Annotated in this window: 24 protein-coding genes and 1 pseudogene; 3 read left to right on the forward strand and 22 right to left on the reverse strand. The window is 38.8% G+C overall.

What is annotated here, in order from left to right:
• Window position 1: 1 nt before the first annotated feature.
• The 17 genes from murG to E2K98_RS01410 all read right to left on the reverse strand — a co-directional run bounded on the left by murG (window position 2) and on the right by E2K98_RS01410 (window position 19,497).
• A complete protein-coding gene (murG, locus tag E2K98_RS01330) occupies window positions 2-1,090 on the reverse strand; it encodes an undecaprenyldiphospho-muramoylpentapeptide beta-N-acetylglucosaminyltransferase (protein WP_133332519.1) in 1,089 nt (362 codons plus the stop codon).
• A 198-nt stretch (window positions 1,091-1,288) separates the two neighbouring features.
• Window positions 1,289-2,389, reverse strand: coding sequence for a stage V sporulation protein E (gene spoVE / locus E2K98_RS01335; RefSeq protein WP_026574794.1), 1,101 nt, complete (start codon window positions 2,387-2,389; stop codon window positions 1,289-1,291).
• A gap of 115 nt (window positions 2,390-2,504) precedes the next feature.
• The gene (gene murD / locus E2K98_RS01340; protein WP_133332520.1) at window positions 2,505-3,857 is read right to left on the reverse strand and encodes a UDP-N-acetylmuramoyl-L-alanine--D-glutamate ligase; all 1,353 of its coding nucleotides are present in this window, start codon (window positions 3,855-3,857) and stop codon (window positions 2,505-2,507) included.
• Entirely contained in the window at window positions 3,858-4,832 is a 975-nt protein-coding gene (gene mraY / locus E2K98_RS01345; RefSeq protein ID WP_026574792.1) for a phospho-N-acetylmuramoyl-pentapeptide-transferase, read from the reverse strand.
• Between the two features lies 1 nt (window position 4,833).
• Complete coding sequence (locus E2K98_RS01350) at window positions 4,834-5,289, reverse strand: hypothetical protein (RefSeq protein ID WP_133332521.1); 456 nt, start codon at window positions 5,287-5,289, stop codon at window positions 4,834-4,836.
• Window positions 5,290-5,292: 3 nt separating this feature from the next.
• A complete protein-coding gene (locus E2K98_RS01355) occupies window positions 5,293-6,753 on the reverse strand; it encodes a UDP-N-acetylmuramoyl-L-alanyl-D-glutamate--2,6-diaminopimelate ligase (protein ID WP_133332522.1) in 1,461 nt (486 codons plus the stop codon).
• A 246-nt stretch (window positions 6,754-6,999) separates the two neighbouring features.
• On the reverse strand, window positions 7,000-8,919 hold the full coding sequence (locus E2K98_RS01360; protein ID WP_133332523.1) for a stage V sporulation protein D: 1,920 nt from the start codon (window positions 8,917-8,919) through the stop codon (window positions 7,000-7,002).
• Between the two features lie 111 nt (window positions 8,920-9,030).
• Window positions 9,031-11,238: a penicillin-binding protein gene (locus tag E2K98_RS01365; protein WP_133332524.1), complete on the reverse strand. Its 2,208-nt coding sequence runs from the start codon at window positions 11,236-11,238 to the stop codon at window positions 9,031-9,033.
• Entirely contained in the window at window positions 11,235-11,597 is a 363-nt protein-coding gene (gene ftsL / locus E2K98_RS01370; protein ID WP_133332525.1) for a cell division protein FtsL, read from the reverse strand. Before ftsL ends, E2K98_RS01365 begins: the two co-directional genes overlap by 4 nt.
• A 23-nt stretch (window positions 11,598-11,620) precedes the next feature.
• Window positions 11,621-12,553, reverse strand: a complete 933-nt coding sequence (rsmH, locus tag E2K98_RS01375; protein WP_133332526.1) for a 16S rRNA (cytosine(1402)-N(4))-methyltransferase RsmH — start codon at window positions 12,551-12,553, stop codon at window positions 11,621-11,623.
• Window positions 12,554-12,615: 62 nt separating this feature from the next.
• Window positions 12,616-13,047 carry a division/cell wall cluster transcriptional repressor MraZ gene (mraZ, locus tag E2K98_RS01380; RefSeq protein WP_026574786.1) on the reverse strand — a complete coding sequence of 144 codons (432 nt, stop codon included), beginning with the start codon at window positions 13,045-13,047 and terminating at the stop codon, window positions 12,616-12,618.
• A gap of 146 nt (window positions 13,048-13,193) precedes the next feature.
• Window positions 13,194-14,828 carry a bacillithiol biosynthesis cysteine-adding enzyme BshC gene (bshC, locus tag E2K98_RS01385; protein ID WP_133332527.1) on the reverse strand — a complete coding sequence of 545 codons (1,635 nt, stop codon included), beginning with the start codon at window positions 14,826-14,828 and terminating at the stop codon, window positions 13,194-13,196.
• 108 nt (window positions 14,829-14,936) lie between these two features.
• Complete coding sequence (locus tag E2K98_RS01390) at window positions 14,937-15,332, reverse strand: DUF3397 domain-containing protein (RefSeq protein WP_133332528.1); 396 nt, start codon at window positions 15,330-15,332, stop codon at window positions 14,937-14,939.
• Complete coding sequence (locus E2K98_RS01395) at window positions 15,329-16,231, reverse strand: 2-dehydropantoate 2-reductase (RefSeq protein ID WP_133332529.1); 903 nt, start codon at window positions 16,229-16,231, stop codon at window positions 15,329-15,331. Before E2K98_RS01395 ends, E2K98_RS01390 begins: the two co-directional genes overlap by 4 nt.
• A 138-nt stretch (window positions 16,232-16,369) precedes the next feature.
• Window positions 16,370-17,911 (reverse strand): acyl-CoA carboxylase subunit beta, encoded by a 1,542-nt coding sequence (locus E2K98_RS01400; RefSeq protein WP_133332530.1) that lies wholly within the window; start codon window positions 17,909-17,911, stop codon window positions 16,370-16,372.
• A 22-nt stretch (window positions 17,912-17,933) separates the two neighbouring features.
• Entirely contained in the window at window positions 17,934-18,146 is a 213-nt protein-coding gene (locus tag E2K98_RS01405) for a biotin/lipoyl-containing protein (protein WP_133332531.1), read from the reverse strand.
• Between the two features lie 13 nt (window positions 18,147-18,159).
• The gene (locus E2K98_RS01410) at window positions 18,160-19,497 is read right to left on the reverse strand and encodes an acetyl-CoA carboxylase biotin carboxylase subunit (protein WP_133332532.1); all 1,338 of its coding nucleotides are present in this window, start codon (window positions 19,495-19,497) and stop codon (window positions 18,160-18,162) included.
• A gap of 252 nt (window positions 19,498-19,749) precedes the next feature.
• Here E2K98_RS01410 and E2K98_RS01415 point away from each other — a divergent pair, with 252 nt between their 5' ends.
• The gene (locus E2K98_RS01415; protein WP_026574780.1) at window positions 19,750-20,220 is read left to right on the forward strand and encodes an N-acetyltransferase; all 471 of its coding nucleotides are present in this window, start codon (window positions 19,750-19,752) and stop codon (window positions 20,218-20,220) included.
• Window positions 20,221-20,250: 30 nt separating this feature from the next.
• On the opposite strand, the gene E2K98_RS01420 is transcribed toward E2K98_RS01415, so the two are convergent.
• The 4 genes from E2K98_RS01420 to E2K98_RS01435 all read right to left on the reverse strand — a co-directional run bounded on the left by E2K98_RS01420 (window position 20,251) and on the right by E2K98_RS01435 (window position 22,652).
• Entirely contained in the window at window positions 20,251-20,871 is a 621-nt protein-coding gene (locus tag E2K98_RS01420) for an RsfA family transcriptional regulator (RefSeq protein WP_133332533.1), read from the reverse strand.
• Between the two features lie 78 nt (window positions 20,872-20,949).
• Entirely contained in the window at window positions 20,950-21,714 is a 765-nt protein-coding gene (locus tag E2K98_RS01425) for an enoyl-CoA hydratase/isomerase family protein (protein ID WP_208025304.1), read from the reverse strand.
• A 157-nt stretch (window positions 21,715-21,871) separates the two neighbouring features.
• Entirely contained in the window at window positions 21,872-22,045 is a 174-nt protein-coding gene (gene rpmF, locus E2K98_RS01430; protein WP_024029176.1) for a 50S ribosomal protein L32, read from the reverse strand.
• 82 nt (window positions 22,046-22,127) lie between these two features.
• The gene (locus E2K98_RS01435; RefSeq protein WP_133332534.1) at window positions 22,128-22,652 is read right to left on the reverse strand and encodes a YceD family protein; all 525 of its coding nucleotides are present in this window, start codon (window positions 22,650-22,652) and stop codon (window positions 22,128-22,130) included.
• Between the two features lie 233 nt (window positions 22,653-22,885).
• On the opposite strand from E2K98_RS01435, the gene E2K98_RS01440 reads away from it, so the two are divergent.
• Window positions 22,886-24,097 carry a nucleotidyltransferase gene (locus E2K98_RS01440; RefSeq protein WP_133332535.1) on the forward strand — a complete coding sequence of 404 codons (1,212 nt, stop codon included), beginning with the start codon at window positions 22,886-22,888 and terminating at the stop codon, window positions 24,095-24,097.
• A 423-nt stretch (window positions 24,098-24,520) separates the two neighbouring features.
• Window positions 24,521-24,943, forward strand: a pseudogene (locus E2K98_RS01445) (transposase); the annotation flags it as partial.
• Between the two features lie 261 nt (window positions 24,944-25,204).
• Here E2K98_RS01445 and E2K98_RS01455 read toward each other — a convergent pair.
• The gene (locus E2K98_RS01455) at window positions 25,205-26,224 is read right to left on the reverse strand and encodes a SepM family pheromone-processing serine protease (RefSeq protein ID WP_133332537.1); all 1,020 of its coding nucleotides are present in this window, start codon (window positions 26,222-26,224) and stop codon (window positions 25,205-25,207) included.
• Window positions 26,225-26,228 lie beyond the last annotated feature (4 nt).

Here is a 26,228-nt window from a genome sequence, read left to right on the forward strand (position 1 = left end):
TCTAGCTCAAACTTTTTATTAAATCATAAAGTCTGTTGGCGGAATCTGGAACGCCGATTTTCTTCGCTTTGGCCTTCATGTCTTTCAGTTTTTCCTTGTTTAATAAAATTTGGTCAATGCTTCCAACGAGACTCTTGCTATTCAAATCTTTTTCTAGCAATATTTTTGCTGCACCATTTTCGCTCAATGATCTTGCATTCTTTTCCTGATGATTATTGGTAACATATGGACTTGGGACAAGAATGCTTGGAATCCCAAGTGAAGTAAGCTCTGCTAACGTGGTAGCACCTGCCCTTGATACTACTAAATCAATTCCTGAGAGTACTTCGGGCATATTATGAATAAACGGCTTAATGATGACATTACTTGGATTACCGATTAACTCCACTTCTTTTTTTACATCCTCAAAATGCACATCACCGGTTATATACAAAACCTGATATGATTTACTGCCAAATTCAGATAATGCTTTTACAACCGCATCATTAATCGGTTTAGCACCACGGCTTCCGCCAAAAATAAGTACGGAAGGAGCGGTTGCACTTAAGCCGGCTGATAATCTTCCTTTCACCCCATCTTGGCCAATCACTTCTGATGCCCGGGGGTTGCCAGTAAAAACAACCTTATCTATAGGAAAATATTCTTTCGCTTCATGAAAGCAAATGGCAATTTTATTCACATAACGGCTTAGAAACTTATTGGTCAAACCTGGAACGCTGTTTTGTTCATGAATAATGGATGGAATCCCAAGTTTTGCGGCTGCATATACGACGGGACCACAAACATAGCCTCCCGTTCCAATCACAACGTCCGGTTTAAACTCTTTCAAGATTTTTTTGCTATCTCGTGTTCCTTTGAAGAATCGAAAAATTGTTTTAATATTTTCAAAGGAGATTTTTCTCCGAAACCCGGTAATATGAATTGGTTTAAAAGGAATTTTTTCTCTTGGGACAAGCTTGCTCTCTAAACCATTTTTCGTTCCTATGTATAAAAATTCCGCATCTTTTGTCTGTTTTTGAATTTCTCTTATAAGGGCAAGTGCAGGATAAATATGTCCTCCCGTTCCGCCTCCGCTGACAACTATCTTCATAAATACACCTCATTAATAATTGCTGCCTACGTAATTACCTTCCTCATTCTACTATAAAAATCTATAAAATAAAGTAATTGATAAAAGAATGTTATGTAAATGTAAAGAAAACTCGCCGATTGGCGAGCCGTCAGTTGAAGATAGGGGCTTAGTTGCCTTATAGTGAAAAATACCCTGTTATTAAAACAGGGCATCTAATTAATATCTTGAATAACGGCTAATATTTAATAGAACACCAATAGCCATTAACATTAAGGTCAGCGATGACCCTCCATAGCTTAGGAATGGCAGTGTAATACCCGTAACCGGCATCAGTCCTGTGACTACACCGATATTGATCATAACTTGAATCGCAACCATTGCAATAATTCCAACAGCTAGGAAGCTTCCGTACAAGTCCGGAGCACCCAGTGCGATTCGAATCCCCCTCCAGAGGAGCAATGCAAACAGCAATAGGATAAATGAACCGCCGATAAATCCGAGCTCTTCAGAAAGAATCGCAAAGATAAAGTCTGTTTGCGGTTCCGGCAGGTAGAAAAACTTTTGCCGGCTTTGACCAAGACCCAATCCAAACAAACCACCCGGACCAATCGCAAGCAGCGATTGGATGATTTGAAAACCGCTTCCAAGTGGGTCAGACCAAGGATCAAGGAAAGAGGTAATCCGCTTAATACGATAAGGGGCCGAAGCAATCAACCCAACGAATCCTGCAACCCCCAGCAGTCCTAAAAAAGTAAAGTGACTAATTCGGGCACCAGCAACAAAAATCATCACCACACAAGTTCCTATCATTACTGTCCCCGTCCCAAGATCGGGCTGGAGCATTATCATGGCAAAAGCAATAAATGCAAGTCCAAGTGAAGGGATAAGCCCTTTTTTGAAGGAAGTAATAAATTTCTGCCGTTCAGATAAGTACTTCGCTAAAAAGGAAATCATTGCCAGCTTCATGAATTCAGATGGCTGAATTGAAAATGCGCCTACGCCAATCCAGCTTCTTGAACCATTTCGAACATTACCAATCCCAGGGATCAAAACAAGGACCAATAAAACAAAACAAACAATTACGATCGTTTTTGCCCATGTCCTCCAAGTCCAATAATTGATGTTCATAATGAAAAACATTGCAGCGATTCCTACCCCTGCAAATAGGGTTTGTCTTTTTGCAAAGAAGAAGGAATCATGAAATTTATATTCTGCCCATACAGCGCTGGCACTGTAAACCATTATCAGCCCAATGGCAAGAAGCGTGAAGGTTACAATCATCAAAATAAAATCAGGGGTTGTTCTCTTTGTCGGCACCACTAAACACCTCAACTACCAGTTTTAGGGCTTATAGCGAACCTCGGTGGAGAACACTATGATTGTCTAGCGCTAGCGGCCGATAGGCGCCTTGCGCTTCCCTTTGGACAAGCCCTTACTTAAGCTTATGCACGGCTTCGATAAAAATGTCTCCCCTTACTTCAAAAGTTTTATATTGATCCCAGCTGGCGCATGCAGGAGATAACAAAATAACGTCACCTGATTGGGAATACTGATAAGCCACAGGCACGGCTTCTCCAACATTATCGACACGCTTCATCATTTTTATTCCAGCCTCTTTCGCTACACGTTCAAGCTTCGGAGCAGTTTGACCAAACGTTATTAACGCTTTAACATTCCTTAAATAGGGAATCAGTTCATCAAATTCATTTCCTCTGTCCAAACCACCTGCTAATAAAATAACAGGAGTTTTGAAAGCAGCTAATGCATTTACTGTAGCTAAAATATTGGTAGCTTTTGAATCGTTATAAAATTTACGTCCGTTTATTTCACTAACATATTGCAGACGATGTTTTACTCCTGTAAATGTTTTGAGTACTTCTTGAATGGCGAGATTGTCCACCCCGGTAAGTTTGGCTGCGACAAGCGCAGATAAAATATTTTCAAGATTATGTACACCAGGCAGGGCAATATCTTTCACTTCCATCACTTTTTCACCGTTAAAACAAATCCATTCACCACAAAGATAAGCCCCTTCAGATAATTCACTTTTCGTGGAAAATGGAATAATTTTAGCCCCGGAATGACGGGCAATTTCCATCGTATCTTCTTGATCATAATTAACGATTAAATAATCATTTTCGGTTTGATTTTTTGTTATATTTGCTTTTGCCTTTATATATTCTTTCCTTGAGCCATGATAATCCAAATGAGCATCATAAATATTTGTGATAATTGCAATTTTAGGAGTGAATGCCTCAATCCCCATTAACTGAAAGGAAGATAACTCGATGACAATCGTATTTTCTTTCGTCGCCTCTTCTGCCACGCCTGAAGCCACTGTTCCAATATTACCGGCAATCAGCGGCTGCTTTTGTCCCTCCTTCAGCATTTCATAAACTAGAGTTGTGGTCGTCGTTTTTCCATTTGTACCGGTAATCCCAATAAACGGCGCTTCGGAAATTTGGTAAGCCAATTCAACCTCCGTAATGACAGGGATCCCTTTTTCAAGAGCCCCTTCAATGATTGGATTGTTATAAGGAATTCCTGGGTTTTTAACAATTAGTTCAAACCCATCATCAAGAAGCTCTACAGGATGGTCACCGCAAATAACTTTGATCCCTTCTTCCAACAATCCACGTGCTTCAGGGTTTTCCGATAATGGCTTTCGATCATTTACCGTTACAAATGCCCCAAGCTTATGTAAAAGTGCAGCAGCGGTCACCCCGCTTTTTGCAAGTCCAAGAACAAGAATCTTTTTATGACGATACGTCTCAATCTGTTTCAATTACAACCACACCTCGATATAGATTCCAAGAATCGCTAATATTAGTCCTACACTCCAAAAAGTAACAACAACTCGCCATTCAGACCAGCCGGCTAATTCATAATGGTGATGCAACGGGCTCATCCGGAAAATCCGCTTCCCTGTTGTTTTAAAAGAAATGACTTGCAGAATAACTGATAAGGTCTCAATGACGAATACGCCGCCAATAATGATGAGCAGAATTTCAAGCTTCGTTAAAATGGCAATAGCGGCAATCGCCCCGCCTAATGCAAGCGAACCAGTATCTCCCATAAAAACCTTAGCAGGATGCGCATTAAAAACTAAAAATCCTAACACTGCTCCAACAATTGCAACGGAAAAAATCGCTACCTCTACCTGCGATTGATTCCAGGCCAGTACAGCATATGCACCAAAAGCAATGGCCGCTGTACCCGATACTAACCCATCAAGTCCATCTGTTAAATTGACTGCATTGGAAAAACCTACAAGCCAAAAAATAATGAAAAAGACATAGAACCAACCTAAATCAAAGGAATAATCTCCAAAAGGTAAAGTAATCTCCGTCGGAAAATCATTTTGTTTATAAACAAAATAAAAAATGACTGAAATAATGATTTGTCCCAAAAGTTTTTGTCTGGACGTTAACCCTAGATTTCGCTTTAATACCACCTTGATAAAATCATCAAGGAAACCGAGTAACCCAAAGCCGAATGTCACTAGTAAAAGCAAATAGGTTTTTACGGTTGGCGCAGAAAACTTTCCGGTCATCACTAGAGTGGTAATAATAATTGAGAATAAGATCATAATCCCGCCCATTGTCGGTGTACCTGTTTTCTTTTGATGGGATTTCGGGCCTTCTTCACGAATGCTTTGTCCAAATTTTAACCTTCTTAAGAAAGGGATAAAAATGGGAGATAACAATACAGAAATTAGAAATGCCATAATGATAGTAAATAAAATAACTTGCTCCAGCATTTTATCCCCTCCTTCCTTCATCAGCTACATTTAACTTATCTGATAATTCATTCAACATCACAGCAATATCATATGTTTGTTTATTTTTGTTAAGAAGTTTTTTCTTTAAAAAATCAAATTTTGTTATATTCATTGTTTTTTCTGTTTCTCCATCTAATTTATCTATATAGTGTTGTAGGATCATCCGCAAAGCTTCCTCCGGATCTTCCACAAGAAAAACCGGAAAGTGGTTCGGAGTATAGCGCGGCAGCTGTTTTTCTTTATCCCAAATGGCAGCGATTGCCCCATTGGCAAGTGCCTCTTTTAGTTCACCTGATTCTTCACTGAGTGGTACAAAAATCCCTTTCGGCTGAATTGCCGCTGATTGGTCCGTTACCGTATAAAAAGTTAGAGTGGGATCATGGGCGCCCCGAACTTCATGAATGAAATTGGCAACATCATTATAAACTAAATACATCTCCTATCTCCCCTTGAGTGCATCTTGAGCTACAAGCCGGTCATCAAAATCATATACCTTGCTACCAATAATTTGATAGGTTTCATGACCTTTACCGGCAATAAGAATTACATCACCTTCAGATGCACGTTCAACTGCTGCTTCAATTGCCATTTTTCTGTCGGGTATAACTTCAAAGCTTAAACCTTGTACTCCTGAAACCATATCATTAAGTATGGCCATTGGATCCTCACTTCTTGGATTATCTGATGTAAATATCGGGTCTGTCGCAAATTTGCAGGCAATTTGAGCCATCAGAGGTCTTTTCGTACGGTCCCGGTCACCCCCACAGCCAACAACGACAAATATTTTTTTCTGGGCGAATTGCCGGACTGTCTTCAAAACATTTTCCAAGCTGTCCGGTGTATGCGCATAATCAACGATGATTGTAAAGTTTTGACCTTTATCAACTAGTTCAAATCTTCCCGCCACTCCTTTAATACTTTGAATTGACTGGATAATTTGCGTTATGGGCACGGCTGAAACGATTGAAGCTGAAACGCTTGCTAACACATTATACACATTGAATTTCCCTAAGAGCTGCATTTTAACCGGATATCTTTCCTTGTTAATGATTAATTCGAAGCTTGTGCCAAAGGACTTCATTTGAATATTTTCCGCCCGGATATCCGCATGGTTGTTAATCCCGTATGTAATGACATGCGCAGCCGTAGATTTTTCAAATAATACCGAAGCAGGCTCATCTGCATTCAAAATGGCAAATTTCGGTTTGCTTTTTTCAAAGGTATTTCCGAGCTGGGAAAATAGCAAGCATTTTGCCCGATGGTAATCTTCCATGGTTTTATGGTAATCAAGATGATCCTGGGATAAATTCGTAAAAACCGCAACATCATAATCACAGCCGTGGACCCTTCCCATATCTAAAGCATGGGAAGAAACCTCCATTACCGCTAGTTCAACATCGGCCTTGACCATTTGCTGAAAATTTTTTTGCAATGTCAGACTATCAGGGGTCGTATTTTTGGTTTCAATTGTCCTATCACCAATTTTTGTATACATCGTTCCAATCAAGCCAGTTTTCTTCCCCGCATCTGCAAAAATCTTTTCAATTAAATGACTAGTGGTGGTTTTCCCGTTCGTTCCGGTAATGCCAATTAAATGCATTTTTTTCGATGGCTGCCCGTAATAGGCATCGGCAAGGACCGCCATGGCACGATGAGTATCCTTTACTAAAATAACCGGTACATCAAGCGGAAGTATTTTTTCGGCAAGAACAGCGGCTGCACCATTCATAACAGCGGCTTTTGCATAATCATGACCATCCACTGTGTAGCCTTTAATACAAATAAATAAACTTCCCTTTTGCACCTTACGGCTATCGTTTTCAATCGATGAAATTTCCGGATTGGCGCCCGAATAAGGGACTAATGAATGCAAATATTCAAGTAGATTTTGTAGCTTCATGTTCTCTCAAATCCTCTCATGACCAGGAAGTACATGGCTGCCTAATTTGAAGAAGGTTAAAATATTCTACTTCGAGTATTCCAGCTCCAGTGCCCAGCCCTTAAGGTTGCTTTTAGGACTAACCAGGCGCATCAGCTTTTCTTATTTTACATGAAAATAAAACCAAATTCCATTCTACCATTAATTGCAGCGGAAAAATAGGCGGCAGAATACATATTCCAGCCGCCTACCCCATTACTTTTAATTCTATTCACCATTGCCAAAATAAAGTCTAATTTTCGAACCCTCTTTTAATTTTGTTCCCGGTGCAGGGGATTGCCTTACCACTGTATCACCTTCACCACTTGCATCAATTTTCAAATTGATCATTTGTTCGCCAATTTCACTTTTTGTCAATCCAACCAGGTCAGGCAGTTCAATTACCGGGACATCATCCCAAGCCTTTTTCTTTTCAATTTGGTTTTTACGTGGCTCAACCCCCATGGCTCGCAAACTATCCTTCATGATATTTCCAACTATTGGCGCTGTAACCTGACCCCCGAATTGAACAACACCCTTCGGATTATCGACAGCCACATAAACAACTAGCTGCGGGTCATCCGCTGGCGCAAACCCTATAAAGGAAACAATATGATTATTTTCTAGATAACGTCCATTTTGTGCTTTTTGGGCCGTCCCTGTCTTACCGCCAATTCGATAAGAGTCAACAAATGCTTTACCACCAGTCCCTTGAGCAACAACACTTTCAAGTGCATTGCGAACCTTTTTAGACGTTGCCTCAGAAATCACTCTTCGTTTTGCTACGGGTGAATTTCTCATAACTACTTCATTTGTTAAAGGATCATCAATCTCTTTCGCAATATACGGTTTATACAAAATTCCTCCGTTAATAGCCGCCGCAACCGCTGTAACCTGTTGAATGGGGGTAACTGATACCCCTTGGCCAAATGCCGTAGTCGCTAATTCAACCGGACCGACCCGATTTAAATTAAATAAAATCCCTGTACCTTCTCCTTGTAAATCAATTCCTGTCTTTTGGCCAAATCCGAAATCCTTTATATATTTAAACAATGTATCTTTACCTAAACGCTCTCCTAATTCTACAAATCCAGGGTTACATGAATTTTGTACAACCTGTAAAAATGTTTCACTGCCATGCCCTCCGCGCTTCCAGCATCTCAGCCTCGCCCCCGCAACGGTAACATATCCAGGATCATGAAATTGATCCTTCTCTAAATTCACCTTTCCCTCTTCTAGTGCAGCAGCAAGGGTAATAATCTTAAAGGTAGAACCAGGCTCATAGGTTGACCATACTGGAAGATTCCGGTTGTAAACCTCCTGCGAAACATTTCTAAAATTAGAAGGATTAAATGTAGGGCGGCTGGACATTGCTAATATTTCTCCATTATTAGGGTTCATAGCAATGGCTATAATTCCATCTGGATTATACTTAGCCTCGGCAATATCTAACTCCCTTTCCACAATGGTTTGGATCTTTGTATCTATGGTTAATTTTAAATTAAGACCATTTTTAGGCGGTTCATAATCATCCGCCATATCGTTCATCCGCTGTCCTTTTGCGTTTGCATAAAACTTTACGGAACCCCGGTCCCCGCTAAGTTCCTTATCATAATACTTCTCAAGACCCATCAGGCCCTGGTTATCCACTCCGGCAAAACCAAGAACATGAGAAAGATAGCTTCCATATGGGTAATGGCGTTTAGAATCCTCACCAATATAGATTCCATCAAGACCTAATGCCCTTATTTCTTTGGCCTTTTCATGGGATATTTTCCTTCCCTCTTTGATTCTGACAATCGATTGTCCCTGGGTAATTTCTTTATATGCCTTTTCCTTAGTTATATTTAGCACGGAGGCAAGTTTTTCAGCCGTTTCCGCTGGGTTTTTAATTTGTCTTGGAACAACCCAAACCGTTGGAGCACTGACATTTGTTGCAAGCGGGACCCCATTTCGGTCGACAATCTCTCCTCGCTCAGGCTCAAAGGGTATATTTCGGCTCCACGAATCTTTGGCTTTTCCTGTAAGCATATCACCAAGAACAAACTGTACATACCCAAGCCGGACATCGATAATTAAAAAGACAAGTATTCCAACGAAAAGTGCAATCATTAACCGTTTACGGACAGTTACATTTGAAACACGCATACTTTGAACGAGCCTCCTTTGTGTGGTCGTTCCATTTATATGCTTGTACAAAAAAAATTAGACCGTTAAGAAATAAGAAAACTCACCCTTTGATGAAAGGGCGAGTTTTCCTTAATCGCTAATATTTTGATCAGGTTTTTTTTCTTGACTGGCATCCTCTGTGTTTATTGACTGCTGCTCGGGAGTTTGCAATTGTACAATCAAATTATCTCCCTTTTTTAACGTAGCTCCAGGACTAATATTCTGCTTCACTACATACCCGCTGCCTGCAACGTTAAACTTCAAATTCGCTATTTTTGCAAGCTGCATAACATCACGGAGTGACCAGCCTGTCATATCAGGAGCAAACATCTTACCTTTCGTACCTAATAAAACCTTTTCTCCTTCGAGAATGGTTGTTCCAGCTTTAGGAAGCTGGGTGGTTACTTCCGGTCCTTTTCCAAGCACAATCGGACTAAATCCTTGATTATTTAAATTTTTTACAGTTTCTGTTATTGCATCACCAGTGAAATTTCCAAGCTTAATCGAACTAGGCTTTTGAAGTTTCGATGGACGGATATTTAAGTATTGCAAACTATTTTTCATTACCGGTTTAAAAATCTCTGAAACAGGGCGTGAGCCAAATTCATAGTTGTCTACTTGCGGCTGTTGCACTGCAACATAAACAATTAATTTCGGATCATTTTTTGGCGCCATTCCAAGAAAGGAGAAAATATAATTCTGTGAACCAGTTAAATATCCCCCGCCATTTGGGTTTGGGATATTCGCTGTCCCGGTTTTACCAGCGACGCTATATCCATCAATTTTGTAGCGACCGCCTGTCCCATTTTTTGAAGTAACAACTGTTTCAAGATAATTACGAACAGTTTTTGCGGTTTCAGCAGTTATTGGTGTGGATACCACTTCAGGTTTGTTTTCTTTAATCGTTTTTCCGGTATCGTGATTGACAATTTTCTCTACTACATGAGGTTTCATCATTTTACCATCATTGGCAATCGATGTTGCTGCCTGAATTTGCTCAATTGGTGTTATCGCTGTACCTTGTCCAAAGGCTGTTGTTACTTTTTCGATTGGGTAATTATACTGAATTTTTCCTGATGCTTCATTGGGAAGATCGATTCCGGTCGGCCGGTCAAATCCGAATTTACTTAAATACTCTCGGAATTTCTCAAAGCCTAATTTTTCATGAGCTATTTTTGCGAAGGCAACATTCGATGAACGCTGCAAACCTTCTAAAAAGGAGATGGTTCCCCAGCCAGAATAATTATGATCATGTATCGCCGGTGACCTTGGAGAAACCTGATAGGATCCTGATTTATACAATTCATTCGGGTTGAAAACCCCTTCATTCACCGCTGCGGCAAGCGTGAAAATCTTCATGGTCGAACCAGGTTCATATGAGGTTTCAATGGCTTCATTATGCCAGCTGTCCGTAATGCCTTCTTTCGTTTTCGGGTCAAAAGACGGACGCTGCCCCATCGCTAAAATATCACCTGTTTTCGGATCTGCTACAATCGCAATAATTTTTTTCGGATTATATTCCTTTGCAACCTTATTCATGGCATCTTCTAAAAATGTTTGGATTTTCTGATCTATTGTTAAATAAACATCATCCCCATCCTTTGCAGGGGTGATGTTTTCCTTTTTATCCGGAAGTATATAGCCCCATAAGTCACTTTCGTAATTTATTTTTCCATTTGAGCCTGTTAGGTAATTATTTAGAGATTTCTCAATTCCCATCTGTCCTACTATTTTATTATCTTTTTTTTCATCAGGGTCAGCATATCCTACTAAATGAGAGGCAAATATCCCGTTTGGATAGAAACGCTTCATTTGTGGGATAAAGGTAATACCCGGAAGCTTTAAAGCCTCAATTTTCCTTTTCGTTTCAATCGAGATATCTTTTCCGGCAGAGCCAAATTGAACTTCAAACAATTTTTGGGTTAATCTACTATAAATCTCAGACTCATCCATATCAATATATTTGGCCAATTCTTCTGCAGTTTTATGCGGATCCTTAACATGCATGGGATGTTTCGGGTCCGTCGTCATCTTTTTACTTAAAATGGCAAGAAGTGTATAAGAAGCGGTGTCTTCTGCGACGACTTCTCCGTTTCGATCATAAATAATCCCTCTGGAGGCTTCAAGTGTTCCGACCCTTGTATATTTTTTCTGTGCCTTCGCTGCAAGCGGCTGACCGGCAGCTTCCCCGGATATTTCGATTGAAAAATATCGGAAAAGCAATATAAAAAAGAGCAGGCCGAATATTCCAAATAAACAGGCTGCTCCAACATTCATATAGGGCTGTTTCTTAATCATTTTTGCACAACCTTGACGTTATTTTCGTTTAAAACGAGTCCCATTTCCTTTGCTTTTTCATAAATACGTTCATACGTACTTAGTTCGCTAACTTGTACTTTTAAGTCATTGTTTACTTTCTTTTGCTTCTCAATTGATGTTTCAGTTTCTTGAATCGATTTGTTCACCTGCCATATTTGCGACTGGTTCGAAATCATGTGAACAGCACCAAAACAAACCATACCGGCAAACGCAATCCCGAGTACTTTTTCCCCGGGTGTAAGCCAGGACTTCTTAGCTTTTACTTTTTGTATTAGTTTTTCTTGAACGGTTTCAGTCACTTGTTGCTGCTCTTGATATTTCCTGGCAAGATTACTCAAATTTTTTCCCCTCCAGCAATTTTTTATATTTTTTCTGCAATACGAAGCTTCGCAGATCGGGCACGATTGTTTTGTTCGAGTTCTTCTTCAGATGGAAGAATGGGTTTTCGAGAGATTAATTTTAACGTTGGTTTGTATTGTTCTGGAATAATCGGTAAACCATGGGGTAAATCAGGGGCAACGCTAGCTTTTTTAAATGCCGCCTTACAAATTCGGTCCTCTAATGAGTGGAAGGTAATCACACTGATTCTTCCTCCCGGATTTAAAATATCCATTGCTTGGTTTAATGATTGTTCAAAAACGGATAATTCGTCGTTTACTGCAATTCTTATCGCCTGAAAAACCCTCTTGGCAGGATGTCCGCCTTTTCTTCGGGCGGGTGCAGGGATTGCGTCCTTTATTAATTCAACCAATTCCGCTGTTGTCTCAATTGGTCTGGATTCTCGGGCTGCTTCAATTTTCCTTGCAATTTGCTTAGAAAATTTCTCTTCACCATAGCGAAAAAAGATTCGGACTAAATCTTCATATTCCCAGTGATTAACGACATCATAGGCAGAAGTGTGTGCTTCACGATCCATTCTCATATCTAATGGAGCATCATGATGATAGCTGAATCCTCTTTCCGGTGTGTCTAACTGTGGGGATGATACTCCCAAATCATAAAGAACACCATCAACTTTCTTAATTCCTAAGGCTTGGAGCTCATCTTTTAAATATAAAAAATTGCTTTTAATAATCGTTAATTTTTCAAGATTAGACGATAACTTTTCTTTGGCATTGGCAATCGCCACTTCATCCTGATCAAAGGCAAATAATCTTCCCTCTGCCCCTAATTTCGAAAGAATGAGCTCACTATGGCCCGCTCCGCCTAATGTACAGTCAACGTAAATACCATCCGGTTTGATATTTAAGCCTTCTACCGCTTCGTTTAATAACACAGTTGTATGTTCAAACATTTTCCAATTCTCCTTATCGAATCAAACGATATATAATAAGTTATGTTTATATAACTTTTCCATTATATATCAAAGCCAATCATATTTTCTGCAATCTCAGCAAAAGAATCCTCAGATTGCACAAAATAGTCTTCCCAAATCTGCTTGCTCCAGATCTCAATTCGATTGGAAACACCTAAGACAACACATTCTTTTTCTAATTTTGCATATTGAAGTAATGGGGCAGGAATATTAATCCTTCCTTGCTTGTCCAACTCGCTTTCAGTTGCACCTGAGAAGAAAAATCGAGTAAAAGCACGGGCATCTTTCTTAGTTAGTGGTAAGCCTTTAAGTTTTTCTTCTATCACTTTCCACTCTGTTAATGGGTAACCAAACAAACATTGATCCAAACCTCTCGTGATAATGAACATTTCACCAAGATCATCACGGAATTTGGAGGGCACGATGATACGGCCTTTATTATCGATGCTGTGATGGTATTCACCCATGAACATACCCGCTACCCCCACTTTCTATATAAAATGTACCACATTCCCCCACTTTCCTCCACTTATTTTTACTATTCGTTCTAAAGATTTAAAATCCCTTTAAAACTTGTAATTTTTCTCAAAAAAAAGAAACTTCACAAAACGGGAAGTTTCTACATTTTAATTATTTTATGCCGTCCATCAAACTCAAAACTTAATTGCATTACATCACTAATGAGATTAAGCCCATATTGATTTAAATAATAAAACACATTCCATGTTCTCTCCTGCGGGAACCCGTCAGGTCTTAATGAAAGATCCACACGTCCATATTTTCTTAGGATGACATCGTGTTTTAATTTTACCGAATCATCTAGTTTCTTTTGCATAAATTCAATTTCTTCTACAAGTTTTTTCTCATTTTTCTTTAATAATGGCAAAAGTCCTTTATCAAGCTGGGCAGTCTTTGCCTCAATCAGACGGTATTGCGAAGCCAATTGTTCCTTTGTTGCTAAGAAGAGTTCTTCAGCTTCTTTATCTTTGATTGAGTCAAGAAACAATTCTTTGTCGGTTGTTGTCCCCTTGGTTAAAACAGTAGACAAAGTTAAATTTAGCTCATTCATGTCCGTTTCAACAGAGCGGTCAAGCAGAGTAATATTCAGCCTTGGCACAATCGGGGGCATTTTCATATTAAACAATTCAAAAACATGCTTAAGTTCTGCCCAATAAGAGATTTCCCCCGGGCCAGCAATGAACGCAATGGTTGGGAAAAGTAATTCCTGCATTAAAGGTCTTGTTACCACATTATTGCTCAATCTGCCGGGATCTTTTGCTGCAATCTCCACTAATTCTTCTTTTGTAAAGGAGATGACTCCACTTTTCCCCACAAACCGGTCTATTTCTAGATTGTATTCCAGGAGAATTCGTTCGTTCATTCTTTCATCGCAATAGAAAAGATTCGCAGCCTGATCGTGTGCTTCAATCGTTATCGGGTAACCCTTTTGACTAATCAGATCCTGCTGTTTTAGCAAAGAATAAGTAATCGAGTTATGATGAATAATTTGTTCTGTCAAAAATTCTTTTTGAATCTGGCGAAAAAATCGGTCACCTGAATCAACAATTAACAAGCCGTAATCTTTAAACATTTCCATGACAATGTTTGCAAAAAAGTCTACAAACGTATCCGATTTGCTTATTTGCTCTTCTGCAAATTCAATAAGACGATTGGTATGATTGGTTTCACCAAAGTTTTCAATCACATTTCGTACCCATGCAAGACATACATCTTTATCCAAGTGAATATCAGAAACCATTTTCTTTTGAAAAACTTTCTCTGGATAAATCCATTTATCCATTCGGTTTTCTACCGGAACAAAAACGTGATTTACTTCCTGAAAATCATGATCCTCACCGGCAATCCAAAAAACAGGAATAACAGGTACACCAAGCTGTCTCTCTTTTTGCTCAGCTAATTTAATGATGGAAATAACTTTATGTATCGAATAAAGTGGTCCCGTTAGTATTCCTGCCTGCTGCCCGCCAATGACAACTACACTTTTAGGATTTAACAGTTTTTCAAGTGAATTTTCCACTGCCTTTGAAGAGGGATATTTCTTCATGAACTCTCTAATGTGTGCAGTTAATTCTGCGCGGGGGAAGCTTCGATTTTTCAACTCTGTTAATCGATCCTGGTCGTCGGATATTTGATTATAACGATAGTGGAAAAATGATTGTATATCAGCTGCCTGCTCCAAATAATTAGAAGCAAATCGGTTTACAGCCGGTAAAGAGAGATTTAAAATCTCCATTTATGTACATCCTTTCTAATCAACCATATTCATTCCTTAAGAGTATAGCATTAACCACTCTTTTTCAAAAAAAACTTTGCTTGTGAAAATTCTTGAAAACAAAATTATTTATGAAAAAAAGGTAAAGGTCAGGGCCCGATGAATTGACCCATAAAATGTAAGAGCCGTGTAAAAAAGGAAAAAGACGATAAAATTGCACCTCCAAAATCCCTTCAACACTTTACCGAATAAAATTTCACCTTTTATTTTCCAATGAACCACCGCAAAAGTCATTGCAATTAGAATCACCACTATTATTATTAACCAGAATAGCGATTTTCCCCAAATGGTTACGATTAAAAAATGAACAGCAATAATAAATAAGAAGGTTGTAAAATCTAATGCCTTATGGACAGATTTACGTTTATTCTTTGTGATCATCCTAAATATAATATATGCCGCTACAAATCCTAATGGCGGTAAAACGAAAAGGACTGATAAAACAGTTGAAATAAACGTAATCATATCAAACCACCTTTTCCAAGCTCTTTCCCCTTTAAAAGGAGATAAAAACTTTCAATTAAAGGAACCTTTTTGAACTCCTCATTTGCCTTTTCCGATAAGAAGCCTAAAATTGCTTCCACTTCAGTTTTTCGATTTGCTTCAATATCCTTTAGCATAGAAGAACGATTTTCGGCTGTTTTATGACAAATATCGATTATTTTCTTCAAATGAAAATCAGGGTTTTCTATATTTAATAGAATTGAGATTTCGTTAAATAAATGAACAACATTTTTAAAATAATATTCATTTTTAATTAATTCACCATTTTTCACCCCAAGGATAGCTGTTAATGGATTTATAACCGAATTGACAATTAATTTATTCACCAGCATCTTGTAAAAATCATCGTTCATCAAGATTGGAAATTCACTAGGTCCGGCTTCGATTAATGCTGTTAACACATAAGTATCGCCGCGAAAGACAGCAACATTGGTTACGCCTTCTCCATTATGACTGACGGTAAAAGCATTTTCCCTGTATGCACCATGTTCAACTGATCCGACAAAAATCTGTGTTCCCGTTAGTGTTTCTAAATGCTTTAAATGACCCATTCCATTTTGTAAAAATAACAGGTTTTTTGGAGTTATTGATAGTCTATTTATATTTTTAATAATCTCTTCTAGATGGTAGGATTTTACCGTAATGATGATAAGATCTTCCGTTCCTTCCCATTTACTTAATGGTAAAGCACGGACCAAGGCTTGAGCCCTATTAGTGTTCTTTTTTAAAATAATTCCGTTTTTTTCAATTTCCATTGCTTGTTCTTCTGTTCGTGTATAAAGTGTAACCTTAAAAACACGACTCAAATAAGATGCAAATAATAGGCCAAGTGACCCGGCACCAATAATTCCAATTTCCAAGCATATCCCTCATTTTTTCACTTTTCTATTATTTTATCAGAAGGTTTTTCACTTGGTAAGAAAAATCCCTTTTCATCAAAAGTGAAAAGGGACTTTGTACTGTCTAGCTCCAGCGCCTAGGGGCTTCCGCATTTCTATTTAGACTGGATACACCGGATGTTTCCGAACGCTGAATGTTAATTCTTTTGTCTCATAATAATCAAAACGCTGAACTAATACATCCCGCAATTCCTCCGGGGCAACAATTTCATCCACAATTAACTCCGAGGCAAGCTTATAGATATCAATACTTTCTTTATATTCTTTGTGCTTTTCCTGAACAAAAGCGATTTTCTCTTTTGGATCGGCAATTTCGTTTATTTTATTTGAATAAACTGCATTTACAGCTGCTTCCGGACCCATTACAGCAATTTGTGCCGTTGGTAAAGCAATACAGCAATCTGGCTCAAATGCAGGACCAGCCATTGCATAAAGTCCGGCACCATATGCTTTTCTCACAATGACAGAAATTTTAGGAACAGTTGCCGAGCTCATTGCGGCAATTAATTTAGCCCCATGGCGGATAATTCCGGCTCGCTCTACTTTTGTTCCAATCATGAAGCCTGGGACATCAGCAAGGAACAATAAGGGAATATGGAAGGCATCACATAGTTGAATGAATTTTGCTGCTTTATCAGCAGAATCAACAAACAGGACGCCCCCTTTTACCTTTGGCTGATTGGCGATAATTCCAACTGCCCTGCCGTCGATTCGCGCCAGACCCGTGATAAGCTCCGCTGCAAACAGCTTTTTAATCTCATAAAAACTTCCCTCATCTACTAAGCGGTCAATACATTGGTACATATCAAACGGGGCATTTTGATTTTCCGGAATAATCTCTTCTAGTTCACGGCCTTCCTTTGGCACAATTCCAGCAATTAACTGTGTTCTTTCTTTAAAGTTTGCCGGAAAATACCCGATATATTTTTTTGCTGATTCTATCGCTTCCTCCTCACTATAGGCAAGAACATCGCCACAGCCGCTTACCGAACAATGCATCCGGGCTCCACCCATTTCTTCGAGGGTTACCTTCTCACCGATCACCTTTTCCGCCATGCGCGGCGAACCAAGATACATGGAAGCATTTTGATCCACCATAATAACGATATCGCAAAATGCCGGAATATAGGCCCCTCCTGCCGCTGAGGGCCCAAAAAGAATACAAACCTGCGGAATCATACCGGAGAGCTTTACTTGATTATGAAAAATCCTTCCGGCGCCGCGGCGATTTGGAAACATCTCTAACTGGTCGGTGATTCTCGCACCAGCAGAGTCAACTAAATAAAGTAATGGAACCTTTAATTTTTCAGCGGTTTCTTGAATACGAATGATTTTTTCAACCGTGCGGGCTCCCCAAGATCCAGCTTTAATCGTTGAATCATTTGCCATAACACAAACAGTTTGGCCGTTTATCTTTCCAATCGCACAAACCACCCCATCGGCCGGTAGATCACCCGCTTGGAAATTAGCAAATTTCCCGTCTTCTTCATATATTCCTTCATCGAACAATAACACAAGCCTCTCACGTACAAACAACTTGTTTTGTTCTTTTAGCTTCTCGTGATATTTTTTAAGCCCGCCAGCCTCAATTTTTTTACGATTTTCGGTCAATCGTTTATTCAGCGTATTAGGTGTTTCCATTGTTCTCCCCCCTTATCAACTGCTATTCAATTACTATTAAAACATCCCCTTCATTAACAAAATCTCCAATGCTCACTTTACATTCTCTAACAATTCCTTCTGTGGGACTTTCAATCGGGATTTCCATTTTCATTGATTCGAGCATTAAAACCTCCTGCCCCAATTTCACATTTTCACCGTTTGAAACAAAAATATTTAAAATGGTACCAGCCATAGAAGCAGTAATTTCTCTCATACTCATTCTCTCCTTAGTTTTTTAATTGTTTTGTTAAGAAATTTGTTGTATAGATACCCTTTTTAAAATCTTCATTCGCCAGTATTTTTAAGAAAAGCGGCGCGTTTGTTTTAATTCCATCAATTTTTAGGCTTTTAAAGAATCGTTCTGCAATTATTAATGCTTGATCGCGAGTATCACCATGAAAAATACATTTCGCTATCATTGGGTCATAAAAAGGAGTAATAGTACCTCCGCTTACATAACCGGCATCTACCCGGACACCTTGCCCACTTTCCCACTCAAAAATTGCAATTTTACCCGGTGATGGCAAAAAACGTACAGGGTCTTCCGCATAAAGACGGAATTCAATGGCATGCCCCTCTAACGTGATTTCAGATTGAACTTTCGGAAGCTTTTCTCCCTCTGCAATCAAAATTTGCCACCTAACAAGGTCTAGTCCAGTGATTTCTTCTGTAACAGGATGTTCTACCTGAATTCTCGTATTCATTTCTAAAAAGTAGAAATTTTCTTGTTCATCTACTATGAATTCAATTGTCCCGGCATTAGTGTAGTCAACAGCTTTTGCTGCTTTAACAGCTGTATCATACATTTTTTCACGAACTCCATTGGAAAGGAATGGTGACGGGGATTCCTCTACCACCTTTTGGTGTCTTCTTTGAATCGAACAATCCCTTTCATATAAATGAACGATATTTCCATGTATGTCACCAAAAACTTGTATTTCAATGTGTCTTGCGTTTGCAATATATTTTTCGATAAAAACCTCATCTGAGCCAAAATAAGCCATTGCTCTCGACTTTGTCGATGCATAGGCTTTACCGAGCGCTTGCTCATTTTCACATAACACCATTCCGATTCCCCCGCCTCCACCACTTGCTTTCAGCATTATGGGGTATCCAATTGTTGCTGCTAAGGAGCAGGCATCTTCAAGTGTCTTTAATCCATGAGCGCTTCCCGGAACCACGGGAACACCAGCGTGTTCCATTGTTTGCCGAGAAACAATTTTATCCCCCATTAGCTCAAGGGTTTTCGGTTCTGGACCAATAAAAATGATTCCTTCCTCAATTGTTCTCAAGGCAAATCCGCTGTTTTCGGATAAAAATCCATATCCAGGATGAATGGCATCCACCTTTTCCTCTTTGGCAATAGCTAAAATTTTTTCAACTTGCAGATAGGATTTAGTAACTGGAGGCTCACCAACATACACTGCCTTAGATGCGGCTTTAACATAGGGCATTTCCTTATCGGCATCTGAATAAATAGCAACTGTTTCAATCCCCATCTCATGGCAGGTTTTAATAATCCGAAGCGCAATCTCTCCCCTGTTGGCTATTAAAATTTTTTGCACATGATTACCCCTTTCTAAACCCCTTTAGTCCCTCCATAATTATATGTTTCTACAACCTTCACGAAATTTCCTGCAAACTTTGAAAACGCTTCCTGAAGTTTTAATGGAGGAAATTTATATAATTTTGTTATATAATAAACGTAGTAGTTCGATTTGAATAATTCAAAAATTATCTCATATCCATGTTATTCAGTATCACTTGAAGATATACGGATGATGTATCCAATCACTTTCTTTTTAGGGGGTTCCTTTATGGGGTCAAAAGTTGAAAAATTAAAAATCAATTTTAAAACACTTGAAGAATTTAAAAAGTTTAAGCAATATGGAATTCAAGAGCTATCTATGCTAGAAGATTTAGAAGCCAATATGGTGGAAGATCATAGTGATTCACCATTTTATGGTATTTATTTTGGAGACAAACTAGTAGCAAGAATGAGTTTATACCAAATTGACGCGAAATTTGACCGCTATTTCTATCCACCACAAAATTATTTAGAGCTTTGGAAGCTAGAAGTACTGCCTGACTATCAAGGTAAAGGCTACGGCAAACAGCTTGTAGAATTTGCAAAAAGCTTTGGTCTGCCTATTAAAACTAATCCTAGAGTTCATTCAAGTGAATTTTGGAATAAGATGGATTTTGATGCTGTTGAGTATGATATGGAACGTGACCGCGGTGAAAATCCTCTTGTATGGTATCCTGCAGGTGTAGAAGCACAGCATTAAAATAAAAAAGCGGACATAAAGTCCGCTTTTTTATTTTTCCACTCTTTCAAGATTCCCGTTTTTATCCATTTGGAATTTTACCTTTTGCTGACGGTCTTCCTCCTGAAGAACAACCATTTTTCTTGCTCTTTCCATGATTTCAATCAATGATCGATAATCTTCCTCAATCGCTTTTAAGTTTTTACTCAATTTTTCATTTTCGGCTGCCAGATAGAAGATTTTCTTTTCTAATTCTTTTATTGTTTCAACTGACTTTTCTCGGTCCTCTTCAATGGTGGAGCTAACCTCAGCTTTCCTATGAAGTCCCTCTAAAAAATGGATAACGGTTTGAAAACTAACAGATTCACCACTGGATATGGATGAGGCGGCTTCCACCATAACCTCGGTAACATTTTTTTCTTCTTCCACTTGAGGTAATTGTTTTTTCATTTCCTTTCTTTGTTTTTTGGCAAGTTCAATTCCTGACTTGTATTGTTTCCTAACGAAAGAATTCCAGCGAAAACCACAGGCTGCTGAAGTTCTTGACAGCTGTTTTCCTACTTCCTCAAAAGCCTGTAGCTGCGTTCCTCCCTCACGGATATGTCTTAAAACAACTTCGGCAAGCAATAAATCTTCATCTTGTGACCATGCATCTTGGCGAGTTGGCGACATTCAGATCCCTCCTAGTGTTTTTATTCATACATATGCATCTACTAGAAAAGATAGACTGAAACAACACCTGTTTTCGGTTTAATTGTTTGTTTTTTTATTCATAAACATTTTGACATATTGATGGTGGGATTCATTCTCCCAAAGGCGGGCACAATTTCGGACTTCCTTCTCTATTCTCTCTTGCAGTTTCGTTTCCTCCCACCTTCCAATCCATATCTGTTTATAGGATTGCAGTACACCTTTGTCCTTAAATAAGAGATTTTCCAAGAATGTTTCACATTCTTTTATAGGGTCAGTCTCATAAAGGGCGTCAATCAAACCTATCTCATTTAATCTTTCTATCTTATGAACCTCAGCATCCATTAACAGCTTCATGTAAAGGGGATTTGGCAGCTTTTCTGCCAAAATCGTTCCCCCTCCCCAGCCAGTTGTAATTGATTGCTTTCCTTGAATAAAACCAGCTTTTATTCCCTTCCGTGCTAGACGAAAGTCGCAGGCAATGGCAATCTCACATCCGCCACCAACTGCATGTCCGTTCATAAGGGCAATAGTAGGAATGGGTAATGTTAACAGCGAGTAAAGAATTTTAGACATTTTTGAGAGCATTGAATAGGCTTCTTCTTCGGTTTCAAGCAAGTGAAAGACAGATAGGTCTCCTCCAGAACAAAAGGCATTTTCTCCTTCTCCCGTAATAACCAAAGCCAAAACATCAGGGTCAGCTGCATGATGAATCGCTTTCGAAAGCCCTTCCATAACATCATAATCTACTGCATTTCTTTTATTGCCTCTTGTGATGGTAAACAATAAATAACCCTTTTCTGATTTTTCAATGGTATAAGCCATAATCCTTTCTCCCTTCAATATGAAATATGTATGGATTGCTTCTTTTAAAATTACTCATTGATTATCGCACTAATCACTTAGTTTGGAAATTAACATCCCCTTTAAACGACAAAAGCACAAGGGCTTTATGCTCCTTGTGCTTTTTATCTCAATGAAATTAGTCGTTCACAACGTCTTTTCCTTTGTATGTTCCGCAAGCTTTACACACGCGGTGAGCAAGTTTCATTTCACCACAGTTTGGGCAACTTACCATACCAGGTACGTTTAATTTAAAATGAGTACGACGCTTTCTCTTTGCAGTTTTAGAAGTTCTTCTAAAAGGTACAGCCATTCTTCCCACCTCCTTAAAGAGTTTAAAGAAAGTCATGAAGACGAATTACTTAAAGTCTTCACGTTGCTCCATGTTTTGCCGATTATGATTCGGAAGAATTGTCATTGTCAAAAAACTTAGCAAGTCCAGCTAGTCTTGGATCAATTTTTTTCGATTGATCCTCTTCATGAATCACTTCCCAATCCTTACCGGATTGTGGCGCAGCATCTTCATGTGTGACATCTTCGCAAAAAACCTGCATCGGAATCTCAAGTAAAAGAATTTCTCTAATGACTGGCATTAAATCAATACAATCCCCTTTTACTTGATGCACTTCCTCTTCCATTTCGTAATTCGAAGTTTGTAAGAGGAAAGTTTCAGATGTTTCGACATAAATTGGAAGCTTCACATCCACTAAAGTACGAGAACAAGGAAGTATTAAATAACCTTCGATTTTTAAATGAAAGGTCACTTTCGTTGAATCAATATCTCCTCTGCCGGTAATATACATTGGAGATACCTCTCGGATGGAAGGATCATCTTGTTTAATCTCATCAACCCGAATCGTTTCATCAATCGGAAAATCCTTGTTTCGATATTTTTGTAATTGGCTTAATGTCCATTTCAATTGAATCACCCCAAGGCAACAAAGGTAATTATAGCCTTCGATTAAATTTTTGTCAATGTTTTTTCTTTACACCTAGGAAGGTGATTTTTGAAGCAATAAAGTTCATAAAAACAAATCATTTATTAGTGTAACCATTTACCATTATTACAAACATCATATCAAATTGGCGAATTTAAAGTCTGAGAGAATTCTTGGTATAATGATTTTACCAAATTAATTAAAGGAGTATACAAATGAAAGCTGTTGGCGTAATTGTCGAATATAATCCCTTTCATAATGGACATGCTTTTCACGTCCAAGCAGCAAGAGAAACCTCGAATGCCGATATTGTGATTGCAGTAATGAGTGGAAATTTTCTGCAAAGAGGAGAGCCTGCACTAGTTTCCAAATGGTACCGAACGAAAATGGCTTTATCGGGGGGAGTAGACCTCGTATTTGAGCTTCCATATCAATTTGCTACCCAAAATGCAGAGTTTTTTGCTGATGGGGCTATTTCTATATTAGATGCGGTGCATTGTGAATCTTTTTGTTTTGGAAGTGAAAGCGGTGACATTTCCTCCTTTTTAAAAACCATTGACTTTTTGGAAGAGCATCAAGAAATCTTTGATGAGAATGTAAGAAGACATATTAAATCGGGTGTTAGCTATCCAAAAGCATTATCACTTTCGTTTCAGGATTTTACTGATACAGAAGGTTTATTAAACCTAACAAAGCCTAATAACATCCTGGGATTTCAGTATATAAAGTCGATAAAAAAAGTAAATAGTAAAATAAAACCGCTAACCATTGCCCGAAAGAATGCCAATTACCATGATGAGCATTTTGCTTCTGAAACGATTGCGAGTGCAACAAGTATACGTAAAGCCCTTTTTTCAACTGATGATAGAACATTTACCATCGACCAGTATGTCCCTGAACCGACGACTGAATTATTAAAGGAGTATTACAATCATTATAGGGGATTTCATCAATGGGAAAATTATTGGAGCTATCTACAATTTCGACTGATTCAGTGTACCCCGGAAGAGCTTAGGAATATTTATGAGGTTGAAGAAGGAATTGAAAATCGGCTGAAAGCTGCTGCCTTAACCGCTGGCAGTTTTCAGGAATTCATGGAAAAAATAAAAACTAAGCGTTATACCTGGACAAGACTGCAACGAATTTGCGTACATATTTTAACGAATGCAGTAAAAGAAGAAATGAGCAAACCTGAAGGTGCAAACTATTTAAGATTATTAGGGATGACCCAAAAAGGAAAAACATACTTAAACAAAGTGAAATCCGAGCTTAAGCTCCCGCTCGTTTCAAAACTATCTTCCTATAAACAAAAAGAAATTATGCTTGATATCAAAGCAGCACAAATCTATTCATTTGGCATCCCTTTGGACCTAAGAAATGAATTCATCCAGCAAGAATATAAACAAACTCCAATCATAGTAAAGTAAAAAGACGGTGCAATGCACCGTCAGGCTGTCGAAAACCTTCGATAGCTTTTTATTTTATATATTTACTTTTATAATTTACCGCGTTAATTTATTGTAATAATATTAATGTATACGCTTCAAATAGGGCTGTTGATTTGCGCTCTAGGCGCTTCGCTTTCCGCGGGCGTGCCGGGGAGCCTCCTCGTCGCTGCGCTCCTGCGGGGTCTCCCCAGCCCCGTACTCCCGCAGGAGTCTTCGCGCCTTCCGCTCCAATCAACAGGGCGTAACAATAGAGCCATCCTCATAATATAAAAATTATAAATAATAAGTGCTGAATTTAATGTTTAAACCTGAATTAGTTCCTGATGATCTTCTTCGCTTTTAATTGACAAATATATTGATTTCTCCTTTCTTCTTGAAAAAGTTCGTCCATTTTATAGTGAGGATAATGGCCGTGATTTGTACGTTTGTCCTAATAGTCCAGAATTAAAATACAAAACAACAAATCGGGAAGGATATAGAGAATATAAATAGGATTCAAAGAGGTGTGAACATTGTCCACTTCTCTCTCAATGTACCCGTTCAAATAATAAGGTAAAGGTAGTAACACGTCACGTTTGGGGAGAAGATAAGGAAAAAGTAAGATTGAATCGACTATCTAAATCGGGAAAAATGCTTTATAAATTTAGAAAAGAAAAAATCGAGCAAAGCTTCTCAGACTCAAAAGAGCTGCACGGGCTTCGCTACTGCCGTTTACGGGGGGTGAAAAAGGCAAGTGAACAGGCTCTCCTTACGGCAGCCTGCCAAAATATAAAAAAGATTGCAACACATTTGGCAATGTTAGAAAAGTGTGTTGCAATACATTAGGTTGATTCTCCCCCTGTTGATTGGAGCGGAGGGCACTCGACTCCTGCGGGATAAAGAGGTCACTGGAGACCCCGCAGGCGCCAAGGCGGCGAGGAGGCTCCAGGACCTCCCCGCGGAAAGCGAGTGTTCGGAGCGGAAATCAACAGGACAGTTAGCAGGAACAAACGATTTAGGTAAAATAAGAAATTTAAATTCAGATAATAAAAAATTGCCGAGAAAAATACCCTTTCTCGACAATCTGACGGTGCTATGCACCGTCTTTTACTTTTTAGGCAATTTTTCTAAATAGGTAACGGCATCATCAAATGTATCTACCGGTACAATTTTCATTTTTGTTTTGATATCTTTGGCAGTTTTCACAGCTGCCCGGTAGTTGGAATCTTTTGCACCTTTTTCATTAGGAGCAAAGAAAATTTCCGCTCCTGCTTTATCTGCTGCTACAATTTTTTGTTCAATTCCCCCAATTGGACCAACCGTCCCATCCACATCAATGGTACCGGTTCCTGCTATTTGATAGCCTTTCGTCAAGTCTTCTTTTGTTAATTGATTATAAATTTCGAGTGAAAACATCAATCCAGCTGAAGGGCCGCCAATTTCATCCGTTTTTACTTCAACAGGTGGATTTACCTTTACTTCCTTGTCATCAACTAAATAAATTCCGATTCCCACTCGATTAGGCTGCTTTTTTAACGGCTGGACATAGAGTTTGGCTGTTTTTGTTTTTTTATCTCTCATAAACGTTAAGGTAACTTGGGCACCCTTATTTTTTTCACCAACATAGGCAATGAATTTTTCTGAGGAAGGGAACTGATGGCCATCAACCTTAAAAATTCGATCACCTGCTTGAAGCTTGCCATCCGCCGGCATTCCCGGAACGACATCCACCACATAAATACCTTTATATTTATAATTTACCGGAAGGCCAGCTTTTCGGTACGCAACATCAATCGCATTTAATTTGGATTGGGCCATGAGATAGAGCTGTTTTGCATTATACTCCTCATCTGTCTCGGTTTTATCTAAAACCTGTTCTACTGGATAGAGTTCTTCATATTTTTTTATTTTTGCTTCTAAATAGGAGTAGATTGTTGCTCTTCCCATTCTTACTGTTGTCAACATAAAGTTGCCTTTTTCCTTGTATCCATCTTCTACCTTTATTATAGGATGAAGTTCTTTAGCCATCCCCGGTTTTGTTACATAAAAGGGGAGTGTATAAAACAAACCGCCAATTAACACAATCGCTATAATTAATATAGCACTGAAATATATTTTCTTACGCATTCCA

Source organism: Bacillus salipaludis, assembly GCF_004358205.1.